The organism is Taibaiella chishuiensis, from assembly GCF_003014535.1.
Lineage (GTDB): Bacteria > Bacteroidota > Bacteroidia > Chitinophagales > Chitinophagaceae > Taibaiella > Taibaiella chishuiensis.
In genome coordinates, this window is record NZ_PYGD01000001.1 from 850830 (window position 1) to 864609 (window position 13780).

General features: G+C 50.6%; 11 protein-coding genes. 4 read left to right on the forward strand and 7 right to left on the reverse strand.

The features are described 5' to 3' along the window. Positions 1-157 precede the first annotated feature (157 nt). Complete coding sequence (locus B0I18_RS03550; RefSeq protein WP_106521260.1) at positions 158-2464, forward strand: TonB-dependent receptor; 2307 nt, start codon at positions 158-160, stop codon at positions 2462-2464. A gap of 41 nt (positions 2465-2505) precedes the next feature. Next, positions 2506-3312: a DUF4249 domain-containing protein gene (locus B0I18_RS03555; protein ID WP_106521261.1), complete on the forward strand. Its 807-nt coding sequence runs from the start codon at positions 2506-2508 to the stop codon at positions 3310-3312. A 100-nt stretch (positions 3313-3412) separates the two neighbouring features. Here the strand turns inward: B0I18_RS03555 and B0I18_RS03560 are convergent, their stop codons facing one another. The 4 genes from B0I18_RS03560 to trhO form a co-directional block, all read right to left on the reverse strand. Continuing rightward, positions 3413-4465: a tryptophan 2,3-dioxygenase family protein gene (locus B0I18_RS03560; protein WP_106521262.1), complete on the reverse strand. Its 1053-nt coding sequence runs from the start codon at positions 4463-4465 to the stop codon at positions 3413-3415. Positions 4466-4515: 50 nt separating this feature from the next. After that, complete coding sequence (gene gldG, locus B0I18_RS03565; protein WP_181358322.1) at positions 4516-6177, reverse strand: gliding motility-associated ABC transporter substrate-binding protein GldG; 1662 nt, start codon at positions 6175-6177, stop codon at positions 4516-4518. Between the two features lie 139 nt (positions 6178-6316). After that, positions 6317-6937: an HAD family hydrolase gene (locus tag B0I18_RS03570; protein WP_106521264.1), complete on the reverse strand. Its 621-nt coding sequence runs from the start codon at positions 6935-6937 to the stop codon at positions 6317-6319. 2 nt (positions 6938-6939) lie between these two features. Beyond that, positions 6940-8037, reverse strand: a complete 1098-nt coding sequence (gene trhO / locus B0I18_RS03575) for an oxygen-dependent tRNA uridine(34) hydroxylase TrhO (protein ID WP_106521265.1) — start codon at positions 8035-8037, stop codon at positions 6940-6942. 539 nt (positions 8038-8576) lie between these two features. Between trhO and B0I18_RS03580 the strand changes: the two genes are divergently transcribed. Further along, the gene (locus tag B0I18_RS03580) at positions 8577-9353 is read left to right on the forward strand and encodes a T9SS type A sorting domain-containing protein (protein WP_181358323.1); all 777 of its coding nucleotides are present in this window, start codon (positions 8577-8579) and stop codon (positions 9351-9353) included. A 98-nt stretch (positions 9354-9451) separates the two neighbouring features. Here the strand turns inward: B0I18_RS03580 and B0I18_RS03585 are convergent, their stop codons facing one another. Continuing rightward, positions 9452-10441, reverse strand: coding sequence for a tetratricopeptide repeat protein (locus tag B0I18_RS03585; protein ID WP_106521267.1), 990 nt, complete (start codon positions 10439-10441; stop codon positions 9452-9454). Positions 10442-10641: 200 nt separating this feature from the next. Then, positions 10642-11490, reverse strand: coding sequence for a T9SS type A sorting domain-containing protein (locus B0I18_RS03590; RefSeq protein WP_146146643.1), 849 nt, complete (start codon positions 11488-11490; stop codon positions 10642-10644). Between the two features lie 175 nt (positions 11491-11665). Between B0I18_RS03590 and B0I18_RS03595 the strand changes: the two genes are divergently transcribed. After that, positions 11666-12562: a hypothetical protein gene (locus B0I18_RS03595; protein ID WP_106521269.1), complete on the forward strand. Its 897-nt coding sequence runs from the start codon at positions 11666-11668 to the stop codon at positions 12560-12562. Here the strand turns inward: B0I18_RS03595 and B0I18_RS03600 are convergent. Continuing rightward, the gene (locus B0I18_RS03600; RefSeq protein WP_181358324.1) at positions 12517-13764 is read right to left on the reverse strand and encodes a 3-deoxy-D-manno-octulosonic acid transferase; all 1248 of its coding nucleotides are present in this window, start codon (positions 13762-13764) and stop codon (positions 12517-12519) included. The genes B0I18_RS03595 and B0I18_RS03600 overlap by 46 nt on opposite strands. Between the last annotated feature and the right edge of the window lie 16 nt (positions 13765-13780).

Sequence of the window (13780 nt, forward strand, 5' to 3'; positions counted from 1 at the left end):
TATCGGTAAACGCGATAATATCCGGCTGCTTTTGCCGTTTTGGTAACACCCGGTATAAAATATTTAAACACATAGGGGTAAGCATATCATGCGGTGTCTTAATCCTACAACCCCAAAATATTAATCGAAACCAATGCAATACACAAAACAATGCTTCATGGCCTTCCTGTTTTCTGTCGCGGTTGTACCCGCAATGGCGCAGAAAGTTACAGTAGGCGGCACACTCAAATCCAAAGCGAATGGCGAAACCCTTATCGGCGCCACCGTCAAAGTGGAGTCTGTTGCGGGAACATTAACGAACGAATACGGCTTCTACTCGCTTTCCCTGCCTGCAGGCAAGCATAAGATAGAAATGTCTTCGGTAGGTATGCAGACCCAGTATATCGAAGTAGACCTCTCTAAAGATACGACCATCAACCTGGCACTGAGCGACAACAGCCGCGACCTGCAGGAAGTAACCATTACCGAAACCTCCAAAGGCCGCAGCCTGAGCAGCGCACAGACCAGTGTAGAAAGGCTTACCGCACAGGAGATCAAAAATATACCCGTGCTTTTTGGCGAAAAAGATATCCTGAAAGCCATACAGCTGCTGCCCGGTATCAAGGCTGCCGGCGATGGCAACAGCGGTATGTTTGTACGCGGCGGCGCTGCCGATCAGAACCTGATCCTGCTCGATGAAGCACCGGTGTACAACGCATCGCACCTGCTGGGGTTCTTCTCTACCTTTAACTCCGATGCCGTTAAAGACATTACCGTATACAAAGGCGGTATGCCCGCCCAGTACGGCGGACGCCTGTCGTCGGTACTGGATATAAAAATGAACGATGGTAATAACCAGGACTTCGACGTGAGCGGCGGTATCGGCCTCATCTCGGCCAAACTCAATGTGGAAGGGCCGATCCAGAAGGATAAATCCTCCTTCCTGATCACCGGTCGCCGTACTTATGCCGACGTGTTCCTGAAGGCTACCGACGATTATAAAAATAACTCCCTGTACTTCTACGATCTCAATGCCAAAGTAAATTATACATTAGGCGAAAAAGACCGTATTTATCTTTCGGGTTATTTCGGGAAGGACAAGCTGAAAGCCGCGTTCGGCGATGATGACGGCTTCGGTATCAACTGGGGTAATGCAACGGCTACCCTGCGCTGGAACCATATCTTCAACAATAAGCTGTTCTCCAATACCTCGTTTATCTTCAGTAACTACAACTACAAGATCTCGATTAAATCGGGCGCTTACGATTTCAATATCTTCTCCCAGATCCAGGATCTTAACCTGAAAGAAGAAATACAATGGTATATCAGCGATCGCAATAATCTGAAGATCGGTTTCAACAGTATTTACCACACCATCCGTCCCGGCGAGGTAACCTCGGGCGATGAAAACAGCATCGGCTCGCAGGCACTGCAGAAGCGCTACTCCTGGGAGAATGCCGTTTATGCAACCAATAACTGGAAGGCAGCCGACAACCTGAATATCACCTATGGTGTACGCGTATCGGCCTTCAGCATCCTGGGCGGCGGCAACTTCTACGATGTGAATGCAGGCGGCGAAGTGGTCGACACCTTTAAGTACAACAGCGGCCAGTTTGTAAAAACCTATGTGAACCTTGAGCCAAGGCTTGCGGCGAGCTGGCAGTTTAACCCTACCTCTTCGGTAAAGGCTTCGTTTGTACGCAATACCCAGAACCTGCACCTGATCTCGAACTCCACCTCTTCCAGTCCTACCGACAAGTGGATCGCGAGCACCAACCTGATCAAACCCGAGATCTCCGACCAGGTATCAGTAGGGTATTACAAAAACCTGGGTGGCAATAAATATGAGCTGACCGTGGAGGCTTATTATAAAACCATGCAGAACCAGATCGACTACCGCGATGGCGCGAATGTGTTTTCATCCTCCAACGCGATCGAAACGGAACTGCTCTATGGTAAAGGCCGCTCCTATGGCCTGGAAGTATTGCTGAAAAAGAAAGTGGGCCGCCTGTCGGGCTGGATAAGCTATACGCTTTCCAAAACAGAACGCCAGATCGACGGTATCAATAATAACGAATGGTATAATGCACGCCAGGACCGGACGCACGATATCGCTATCGTAGCTACTTACCAGCTCAACAAGAAATGGACCTTAAGCGCCAACTGGGTGTACTATACCGGCGATGCCATTACCTTCCCGGCCGGCAAGTACCAGGTAGACGGACAAACGGTTTACTACTATACCAAACGTAACGACTATCGTATGCCGGCTTACCACAGGCTCGACCTGGGCGCTACCTGCAAGCTGAAAGAAACCAAAAAATGGAGCCACGAGCTGGCCTTCAGCCTCTTCAATGCTTATGGCCGGGAGAATGCTTACACGATCTACTTCCGCGATGTGAAGAACGATCCGACCCGTACAGAAGCCGTGAAAGTGGCCCTGTTCAAATTCATCCCATCCATCTCTTATAACTTTAAATTCTAAAGCGCAGCTTCCTGTAGCTTCATCTTAAAATATAAATTCCAATGAGATATTTGCTTTCTATACTGGCGCTTGTTTCGATCGTATTCGCTTTCAGTTCCTGCGAAAAAGTGATCGACGTAAAGCTCGACCAGGCCGATAAAAAAATAGTGATCGATGCCGTACTTACCGACCAGGCGGGCGGTTGCCAGGTAAAGGTATCGCAGACTAAAAACTTTAATGACGACAACAGCTTTGCAGGTATCGGCGGGGCGGTGGTAACCATTGCAGATGCTTCCGGTAATACCACTACGCTTAATGAAACCTCGGCCGGTGTTTACGAGGCACCCGCCCTCAAAGGCCAGAACGGCGCCACGTACAGGCTGAAGGTAGTAACCGGCGGACAGACCTATAACGCTACTTCCTTAATGCCGCAAAAGGTAACCCTGGACAGTGTTTATACTACTAAAATGAAAATGTTCCAGGATGAAGAGATCTTTGCAAACGTGATCTTCCAGGACCCGGCCGGCGTGAAAAACTTTTACCGTTTTATCCAGTATGTGAATGGCAAAAGAAGCAAAGGCATTTTCGTAATGGACGACGACCTGAGCGATGGTAAACTGTTTAACTCTACCCTGTACTTCTTTTCCGACGACAATGATATAAAGCTGATCAACCCGGGCGATGTAATAACCGTGGAAATGCAGTGTATCGATGCGGCAACGTATAAATACTGGTTCAGCATGGACCAGGGCGCTACCGGTACCAACCGCAGTGCTTCGCCCGCCAACCCCGTGTCCAATATCGACAATGGCGCGCTGGGTTACTTCTCGGCCCAGGTGGTACAACGCAAACAGGTAACTGCCCCTTAAACGGGATGCAGGAAAGATAAAGTAAAGGCCGGCTGTAAGCATACAGCCGGCCTTTATTATGAGGTATCTATTCCGGGAACATGTTCCCTTACTTTTTTGATTAAGGTCTTCTGAAACTCAGTTCGTTTTCCAGTTTAGCCGGCAATTGCGGCAGCTCATGCCTGGGCAGGAGGAAAGAGGTGAGTTCGGCAATCTCTTTAAAAATGGCATGGCTGTCGGCGGCTGCTTTCAGGTAGCCCGCGCCGGTACTGCCGCCGGTGCCTACCCGTTTGCCGATGGTACGCTGTACCATATGGATATGGCGATGACGCCAGAGCGAAAGCAATTCGTCGATCTCCAGCAGGGTGCTCAGTAATTCGTAAGGCAATTGCAGCAGCGGGTAGTCGCGGTACAACATGATAAAGAAGGCGTTCCTGCTGGCCAGGCTGCTCAGCCTGCGCTCTTTGGGGTAGTCTTTTTCGTTCATGAAAATAGCGTCGAAGCTGACCAGGTTTTGCTGCTCCGCAGGCTGCAGGCCATCGGCATACTGCTTGCGGTAGGCAAGCCAGAAGGGGTGGTCCGTGGCTTGATGCTCTTCGTTAAGGTCCCAGTATACGGTATCCTTGCAGAAGGGCATACGTTCCAGCCATTTATTCAGCAATACGATCAGCGACTCTTCGGCCTCTGCTTTTTTTACACGGTCTATATCGCCCTGGTTCAGCTGCGACAGGTAATACTCCTGGCCGAAGCGATGCTCGTAATTGAGGCCCAGTGCGGCTTCGATCATTTTAAATTGTATACTCTGGAAACCCGAGGCCGGGCGCAACAGGTCGCGGAAGTCGAGGAAGTCCAATGGCGTCATGGTCTCGATCACGCTGATCTGGTCTACCAGTATCGTGAGGATCGAGCAGATACGTTTGAGGCGGTGTACCGAGTTATAGATATCCGGCGAATTGTCGGGTACATTATCCTGGCGGAATACATTACGTACGATATCGAGTTCGTGCAGTACCTGTTTGAACCAGAGCTCATAGGTCTGGTGAATGATCACAAACAGCATCTCATCATCCGCGCGGATGCCTTCTTTAGCACTTTCGGGCTGCTGGGCATTCAGGATCTTTTCCAGCTGCAGGTATTCGCTGTAATAAACCGGGGGCCTTTGCTTTTTTTCCATTTCGTATACTATTTTGATTCCGGGTGTACCGGCCTGTTTATTGTTTATGATCAGGCGTATTTCTTTTTCCTGATAAAGAAGAACACGGCGCCCAGTACCAGGATCAGGGCTATGGGTATACCGATGTTTACAAACTGCCAGGTGCTGCGTTCCTGTTCTACCCGCTTCGGATCGAGGATCCGGTTGTCGATGTTCCGGGTACGGGCTTCCAGCAGGTTATCAGGATCGGTCAGGTATTCTATGCTGTTTAACAGAAAACTTTTGTTGTCGAACTTATAGTCGCTGTAGCGGTAAATACCCAGTTCCAGCGGACCTTCCTTAGCCGATACCTCGTTGACCATAAGATCGCCGTCGCCTGCGATAATTATTTTGCCCGGGCTTTTTACCCTGGGCACTACCTGCAGGTGCAGGGAGTCGGCAAAGCGCTGCACGCTTTGGGGTACATGCCCGGCATAAAATGAGCGGAATGGCCCTTCCAGCAATACGGCTGCCGGCACATTCCTTTTGGTAAAGGTAGCGGGGCGTACATCTTCTATAGCGCTTTCGAGGATAACGGGCAGGGGCGCCGCTTCGATTTTACTATACCTGGAAGAGGCCAGCAGTATGGTTTTCCGGATAGCGGCATCGTTGGTATTGGTATCGATACTGCTTACGAAACGCGACAGGATGCCGCCCATGTTTTTAACGATGGGGTGCTCGCTGCCGGCCTTCAACACGGGGAAGTAAACCCAGGGCCTGATCTCGGGTGCGCCCTGGCTGCCTGGTGCTGCCAGCGGGATACCGGCAAAGTCTACCGCATCTTCGATCAGGTTGGGATTAACCCGCACGCCATAGTGGAATAAAAGATCATTGAGTTGCAGCTCTACCGGCATGGCATTAAAGCGCGGCGCGCTGCGGAAGCTGTCCAGCGATCCGCTCACCGCATTGATATTCATATAGAGGCTGCCGCCGTTCATAACATACTGGTCGAGCTTAAACTTATCTTCATCGGTAAAGGCTTTCATCGGCCTGTTGATGATCACGGTTTTGTAGCGGACAGGTATAACGGGCGCCTGTTGCAGGTTGTACGTATCGATATTATAATAACGCCCCAGGGTATTAAAGGCGCTCCAGATGCTGTAGCCGAATTCTTCTTCATTGCCGGTAAGGTAGGCTACCGCCGGCTTTTCCTTTTTCGAGATCTGGTGTATGGCGTTAGCCAGGTTGTACTCCAGCAGGATCACCGATTTGTTGAGCAGGGTACGGGATACATTCTGGGTATTGGTTTCCTGCAGGAATACAGGATAAGCGGTGGCTTTTCCGGTGGCATCGATCGTAGTCACCAGGGCCCAGGGAAAGATCATCTTCTGCGTAGTGCCTTTTTTGCCGGCATTGATGGTTACCGGTATGCCGGTCATCCGGAACTGGGCCAGGGTGGCCAGCGCCGAGGTGTCTTTTCCCAGCGGATCGGTAAAATGGTAATCGACTTTATTGTTGCTGATGTCGCGGAAGTTGCGCAACAGGTCTTCGGTGCTCTGGGCCAGGCTCTGGAAGGCAGCCGGCAATTCATCGCCGGTAAGGAATACCTGGACCTCTACCCGGTTGTCCAGGTGTTGTAACATATTCCGGGTAGCCGGGGTAATGGTATAACGACGGTCCTGGGTAAGATCGATCTGGCCGTAAAAATAATAGGCGGCGATATTTACGAGCAGTAATACCGCGATAATAGCCAATAGCCTTTGCCCTGTTTTATTTTTTTTCTTTGCAGACGGTTGTTGTGCTGTTGCAGACATTATTCTATTTCAAATGATGGCAAAAATAGGCTTTGGGATGGGGAAATGCTAATTTTAATTTAAAGCGCCGGATGCGTTCTTAGACCGTTTCAGCCCCGATATGATCGATGCGTATGGCTTGCATACCGGCGGCAATAGCCGATTGTACACCAGGCACGCCGTCTTCGAATACCATGCATTTCGCGGGGTCTGCACCCAGGTCCTGTGCTGCTTTCAGGAAGGGATCCGGGAAGGGTTTGCCCTGCGGCGTTTCACCTGCACAGACAATCGTATCGACCAGGGGCATAATGCCCAGTACGTTCAGGGTGCGCTCTACCGTATGCCGCCTGCCGCCCGATACCACGCCGATCTTTACTTTGCCGGCATGTTGTTTCAAGTGTTCCACCACGAAGCCGACGGGTTGCGTATGTTCGATATATTTTTCGAAAAAGATCTGGCCTTTGCGTTGCGTAAAGGCAACCTCATCGATAGCTACCTGGTAGCGGCGGCTCATTTCCGCAACTACGGCTACGGTAGGCCAGCCGGCCAGTTCGTCGATCAGGGCAGGGTCCAGGGTAAAGCCGAATTCGCCGGCTGTGGTTACATAACTGTCTTTATGGGCCTGCATATTGTCGGCCAGTGTGCCATCGCAATCGTATAGAAAGGCCTGGTAATCTCCCTGGGTTTTCGCAGTAAGCAGGTCCAGTAATAAGGTATCCATAATTATTTATTTTGTGGATCGCCGGGCCGGGGGTTGTTCCCGGCCAAGCGTTCTTCTTTCCAGGCATCCCGGTGTTTGCGCAGCGGGTGGTCTTTGGATTTATTAAAAATTTTGATGCCGTTTTCCCTGCCGGCCCTTAAGGCGCGTTGTTCCTCTTCGGGCAGGTGATGTTCGGTGGTGCAGGCCTCGCTGCAACAGCCATCGTATTGCTGTGCGCAATCGGGGCATTGGATAAACAGGAGGTGGCAGCCGTCGTTTTTGCAATTGGTATGCACATCGCAGGGTTTGCCGCATTGGTGGCACTGGGCTATGATATCTTCCGTAATGCGTTCGCCGAGCCTTTCGTCGAACACAAAGTTTTTGCCGATAAATTTGAGGGGCAGGTTTTGTTCGCGGGCTTTACGGGCATATTCGATAATGCCGCCTTCGACATGGAATACATTTTTGAACCCGTTATGCAGCATGTAGGCGCTGGCCTTTTCGCAGCGGATACCTCCGGTGCAGTACATCACGATGTTCTTGTCCTTATCTTCCTTGAGCATGTCCAGCGCCATAGGCAACTGTTCGCGAAAGGTATCGGAGGGTACCTCCACCGCATTTTCAAAATGACCTACTTCGTATTCGTAATGGTTACGCATATCCACAAACACGGTACCGGGGTCGCCGATCATGGCATTAACCTCGTCGGCCTTAAGATAGCGCCCCACGCGCGAAGGGTCGAAATCCGGATCTTCGATCCCGTCGGCCACGATCTGTTTACGCACCTTCATACGCAATACCCAAAACGATTTACCATCATCTTCCACCGCGATGTTTAAGCGGATACCGTTCAGCTCGGGCGCGGCAGCAAAGAGCGTGTCGCGGAATGCATCGTAATTGCTTTCCGGTATGCTGACCTGGGCGTTAATGCCTTCCTGGGCTATATAGATACGGCCAAATACTTTAAGGGCTTCGAACTGGCGGTAGAGGTTATCGCGGAATGCCTGCGGATCTGCGATCCGGAAGTATTTGTAAAAGGAAACTGTAGTACGCTTTTCCGTTTCGGCAAGCATACGGGCTTTCAGTTCCTCGTTGGAGATGCGGTTGTGTAACACTGGCATGGTGTACCTTCCTGTCTTTTGGAGGTTAAAAATGAGCCGCAAAGTTACGGTTTTATCCTGATGTACAGTGCCTGGAGGCGATAAGCAGGTGTTGGCGGGGCATTACGGTATAGAAGGGCAGGGGCAGGGAACAAATTATACCTTCTTTTTCCCGGCGAAAGCGAGGTATTTAAATGTGAATTAAAGATAAATAATGTAAAATAGCTATAATTAATTACAATAAAGTACGACTACGATAACTATTTAAAATCCCCTGTTTTTGATCCGGAAAATATAAGCCGAACAGATGTTATTTTTCCGGGTATTAAATTAATGTGAATTTACATTATTTGTTTTTATTTTGTAATGAATAACATAGTTGCACTATTTTGCATTTTAATACGAAAATTAATAATTTATTTATATTGACTTGTGTTGATGAAAAATTATATGATATTTTGATTTTTGTTTTCGTGCTTAAAACCTTGCGCTTTTCGCCCCCGGTAAACCTGTCATAATATATGACTATCATTGTGGCTTATCTTAAAAAAGAACAAAACATGAAAAAATTTACAAAATCCCTGTTGATTGCCGGCTTAAGTCTTGTATCCGGCGTCAGCGCATTTGCACAAACGCCTAAATCCTGCGATTTGGGTGTAACCCTCGTTACACCGGCCGCCAATGCCGTTTTTAATATCGGCGACGATTGTATCTTAAAGTTCGATATCAAGAATAACGGTCCTGCAGCCATAGCGCCAACCGATACGATATACTACCAGATGAGCGCCAGCGAAAATATTCTCTCCATTACCGGTAAAACGGTTGCTTCAGGCGGTACTACTACCATCGACCTGGGTAAGATCGCAACCTGGAAAAATGATGGCGCCGAAGATATCAGTGCGAACTTCTGCGTAAAACTGCTGGCGCAAAATATCATTTTCCGCATGAACGGAACAGATACGGTATGGGCAAAAGTTACGTATACCGATGCGGTAGCGGGCAACGACCAGAGCTGCAACCCGATCAAAGTGAAGAAAAAAGCAGGCACCGGTATTTTCGACCTGGGCAACGGCGCCAAAGAAGCCCTCAGCCTTTATCCTAATCCTGCAAGCAGCCGCGTAACCTTCAGCATCAACCTGGAAAAATCAGAAAATGTACAGGCTGTAGTACGCGACCTTACCGGCCGTGAAGTGCTGCGTAAAGACTTCGGAAAAGTACAGGCGGGCAATACCAGTCCCTTTGCTTTAGATATCGCCGCATTGAACGCAGGTATTTATATGGTGGAAGTAAATGCCGGCGACCGCAGGGCGATCGGTAAGGTAACCAAACAAAACTAAGGTTGCTGCAATAGCGTCCTAACGTTACTCATAACAAAGAGCAAGTCCGGTAAAGGGCTTGCTCTTTTATTTATACATTTATAAGCGGGGCTATTCATTTATTTAAGCCGCAACAAGGCTTCCTGCGCCGCTTTAAGACCGGGCTTGAATACCAGGGCCTGGCGTAAGGCCACAATGGCGCTGTCGCGTTGTTTCAGCTTTTCGTAACAGAGGCCCTTATTCAAATAAGCCTCCGCACTGCCGGGCCGGGTTTGTATGGCAAGCAGGAACTGGCGCAGCGCCTTTTCGGTAGAATCCTGCAGGGCCAGTATTTTGCCCGTTTCGATATAAGCATCGGTATAATCAGGATCTTTCAGAATGCAGACGCGGTAAGCCTCTTTGGCCTGTTGCAGTTGCTGACGCTGTTTGTACAGCTCGCCGATCTCAAACAGCGGGCTTACATCGAGGGTGTCCATACGGAAGGTTTTTTCGTACTGGGGTATAGCCGCCTTGATATCTACGCTGGCATACCAGTCGGCCAGCTGGTAGGCGGCCTGGTAATAACCGCTGTCGATCGCGAGGGCCTGTTTGACCAGGTTGATGGCTGCGGTCGTATCTTTTTGTACGTATTTTATTTTGGCTTGCCAGTACAGCGCGTCGGGGTAATTGGGGGCTGCGGCCAACACTTTCTCTACTTCCTGCTGGGCGGCCGCTTCATTTTTGTTTTCCAGGTAAGCTTTGCTCAGCAACAGCCGTACGCGGGCATCGCCGGGACTTAACAGCAGGTTTTTACGGAAAGCGGTAATGGCCTGGGCCGGTTGCTCCAGTTCAAGGTAGATATTGCCCAGGGCCTGTACGTATTGCGGGTTAAGACTGTCGAGCTTTACCGCCTGTTGCAGATCGGCAAGACAAAGCGAATCTTCGTTGACGCTGGAAAGCGCCTTGGCCCGTTCAAAATACCAGGTGGCGATTTCGGGATGGGCGTCTATGGAATCGGTATAGGGCTGTACCATCGGGTTATGGTAAGCAGCATGGTCGGCCGTGTTTTTTTTATCTCCGCAGGAGGCGCCCAGGATCAGGCAACAGAAAAAGGCAATCGGGTATTTCATGGTTGTTGTTTAAGTCGCCTGTTGCCCGGCGTTTGTTATGGCCGGCTGCAGGGTTATTACGGCAGCGCTTTAGTGCTGAAGAGCAGCGCGCGGGGAACGAAAAAATTAAAAGTATCGGAATAAAAAATGATGCAGCCGCTGTTGCTTTGCCGTCGTGCAGGACGTGTAGGCGGCGCCCGGTCTATAAAGCAGGACGCAGCTTATTGCTTAACAAACTTCTGCTGCAATACACCTTTGCTTGTGCTTACCGATAACACATACATGCCCGGTGGCAGGCTGCTGATGTCCAGCTGTTCGGTTTGCCTGCCTGGTTGCAGGGCGGCAGTCTTGCCGGATATAACCTGGCCCATGATATTGGTAACACGGAAAGTGGCATCCGTAGCGACGAGCAGGTCCATTACGATGTTGAGCTGGCTACGGGCGGGGTTGGGCGACAGGCTGAGTTCGGTGGTCTTGAAAACCTGGTCCATACCGGTCATGCCGGGCGGACAGTCGTTCATCCTTTCTACAAAATAGGCCTCGGTCCAGTTGGGTGAAAAGCCTTCCGCATTAAAGATCACTTTCCGGTTAGGACAGATCAGCAGGAAGGTAGGAAAGGCAATAGAGGTAGCCCCGGGCTGGAGAAAGTGGATAACCGGTGTGAAGTTGGGATAGTCGATAATGGGATAATCGACGCCGGTAACCCAGTCGCCCTGGCTCGCGCCGGTATTGCCAGCCAGGTCGGCGCTCGTGGTCGTATTATCGCCTTCGATAAACCAAACCATTATCCTGCCCGGTTGAACCGTACCGTTGGGTCCGTAATGTTTGTAGAGGTCTTCGGCAATATGGCTCTGCCTGAAATACCAGCAGGGCGCGCACCAGGTGGCGGAGATATCGATCAGTACGGTATAACCCTGGTCGAGATAACTATATAACGATACGCTGTCGCCGTAAATGGTTTTGAGTTTGATATCGTCTACAACGGCGCCTACGGCCAGGGGTTGCGCCCCGGCCCTGTTAAAGGCCATAGCCATCAGTAAACATAAGATTGTAAAGGCTGATTTTTTCATAATCCAATTGTTGTAACCGGTACAGCAACCGGAATAGAGCAATGAAACGAGGCTTAAAGTTCGTGTTTTTTAACGATTCCCGGCACTATTTAATGCTTTGGCAATAATTTAAATCCTGCCGGAGTGCTTGTTGGATGGGAATACAATACCTTAGCATTACAAATTGAACCGACATATGGAACGTATTGAAAATGTATTACGCCGTATACAGGAAGTGTATTACAGCAGGCATGAAAAAACGGGTATCGATATCGACCTGATGCTCGATTATACCCGGGTAATGTATGCCGACCTGCTGGAATGGCGTAAACGTTTTAAAGAAGAACCGCCAGTAACAACATCTGCCGCCACTGCCGCGCCTGAAGCGGACACTACTGAAGCGCCTGCGCAACCAACACCCGCGCAAGCCCCGGTTGCCGCAGATGAGCCTGCAGCACAACCTGAACAAACGCAACCGGAGCCCGGCATAACCTCAGCTGACCCGGAAACAGGGACAGTACCGGCGCAACCGGAACCGCAGCTCGCGGCCGATCCGGTGGAAAGAGCTGAAAGTGCCGCTGTGCCTGACGTTGAAGCAATACCTGCCGAAACGATCGCCGGCCTGGAGAAAGAAGAAGTGGAAGCGGAAATGGTAAAAGAAGTGCTGCACAATAATGCTTCAGCGATCAGCTTTGAACCACCTGCACCCCGGCCTGCGCATACCATGGAGATCGAAGATGTGCTGGCAGAAGACGATCCTGTTGTGAATACCCCGGTCGAAGATATCGTGCTGCCCGAGGTGGAAACTGCGCCCCTGCCGGCTCCTGTCCAGGTGCCCCAAGAGCCGTCATTGCGCAAAGATATACGGGGGGCGATCGGCATTAACGATAAATACCTTTTCCTGAACGAACTCTTTGCCAATAATAAAACGGATTATGAAGAAACGCTGGACCAGCTCCGGCTTTTCGATAATTATGAAGAGGCTTATAACTGGCTACAGACTTACCCGGCCCAGAAGAACCGGTGGGATAAAGAAGACGATACGGTTCAGAGTTTCCTTTCCCTGGTAAAACAGTACCTCTCTTCCAGGTAGGCCATAATAGTGGCTGTGGCGCCCAGTTGCTCCTGCACATATTGCCGGGCATGGGCGCCCAGCGCTGTAAGCCTTTGCTCATCGTACATACAGGCTATAAGCCCCGCTGCATTGGCCGTACTCTGCGCAGCTTGCCGGGCTATCATATCCACGGCCTCGCGGTAGCGGCTGTAGTTGGGCCCGAAAAGCACCGGCAGGCCATATACCGCCGGCTCTATAATATTGTGGATACCGCTTTTGGTAAACCCGCCGCCCACCCATACCACATCAGCATACCGGTACAGGTAGGAGAGCTGTCCTACGCTGTTGACAATGCCTACGCTCTTCTCTGCAATATCCGGGTCTTCCCAAAGGCCGGCTATATGCCCGAATAAACTACGGATTGCTGTAATATGCCCCGGATCTACCTCGTGGGGTACGATCAGCAATTTATAACCCGCGGGTAACTGCGATAAGGCTTGTTGTAATAACTGTTCGTCTTCTGTCCAGGTGCTGCCCGCAACAATAAGCCGGCTGTCGCCTTTCAGTGCCGCTACCTGGCTGTAGGTGCGGGGTGTTTCGAGAATCTTTGCAGCCCGGTCGAAGCGGGTATCGCCTGCAATGGCAGCCGTCTTTATGCCAATACCTGCCAGGAGCGACAACGATGCTTCGTCCTGTACGAAAATGCGGTCGTAACAGGCCAGCATACTGCGATACAGGCTGCCATACCATTTAAAAAACGGATGGCGCTCCTGGAATATCGCAGAGAACAGGATCGTCGGAATACCTTTCCGGGAAAGGGTTTTAAGGTAATGGTACCAGAATTCATACTTCACGAACAGGGCACATGCCGGTTGCAGGATGGCGATGAAACGCCGGGCATGCGCTGCATGATCGAGCGGCAGGTAAAATACATGATCGGCGCCGGCATAATTTTTTTGTACTTCATAACCTGAAGGGGAAAAGAAGGTAAGGATGATACAGACCTCAGGGTGCGCTGCACGGATCTGTTCCAGCAGGGGGCGGCCCTGTTCGAATTCGCCCAGCGAAGCGCAATGCATCCATATGCGTTCGCGTTTTTCGCCGGCAAGTGCGGCGGCTGCTTTGCTGAAGATCGCCTGCCTGCCGGTTATAAATTTGCGGGCCTTGGGGTTAAACGGCGCCGCCATCCGCAATGCGAGCGAATACAACAACAGGCCCAGGTTATACAGTAGCAGGTACAAACGCTCGTATTTAAGA

Bases quoted from the DNA above. Each gene is read 5' to 3' on its own strand.
- B0I18_RS03550 (WP_106521260.1), top strand. From the start codon at position 158: ATGGCCTTCCTGTTTTCTGTCGCGGTTGTACCCGCAATGGCGCAGAAA.
- B0I18_RS03555 (WP_106521261.1), top strand. From the start codon at position 2,506: ATGAGATATTTGCTTTCTATACTGGCGCTTGTTTCGATCGTATTCGCT.
- B0I18_RS03560 (WP_106521262.1), bottom strand. From the start codon at position 4,465: ATGGAAAAAAAGCAAAGGCCCCCGGTTTATTACAGCGAATACCTGCAG.
- B0I18_RS03570 (WP_106521264.1), bottom strand. From the start codon at position 6,937: ATGGATACCTTATTACTGGACCTGCTTACTGCGAAAACCCAGGGAGAT.
- trhO (WP_106521265.1), bottom strand. From the start codon at position 8,037: ATGCCAGTGTTACACAACCGCATCTCCAACGAGGAACTGAAAGCCCGT.
- B0I18_RS03580 (WP_181358323.1), top strand. From the start codon at position 8,577: ATGAAAAAATTTACAAAATCCCTGTTGATTGCCGGCTTAAGTCTTGTA.
- B0I18_RS03585 (WP_106521267.1), bottom strand. From the start codon at position 10,441: ATGAAATACCCGATTGCCTTTTTCTGTTGCCTGATCCTGGGCGCCTCC.
- B0I18_RS03590 (WP_146146643.1), bottom strand. From the start codon at position 11,490: ATGAAAAAATCAGCCTTTACAATCTTATGTTTACTGATGGCTATGGCC.
- B0I18_RS03595 (WP_106521269.1), top strand. From the start codon at position 11,666: ATGGAACGTATTGAAAATGTATTACGCCGTATACAGGAAGTGTATTAC.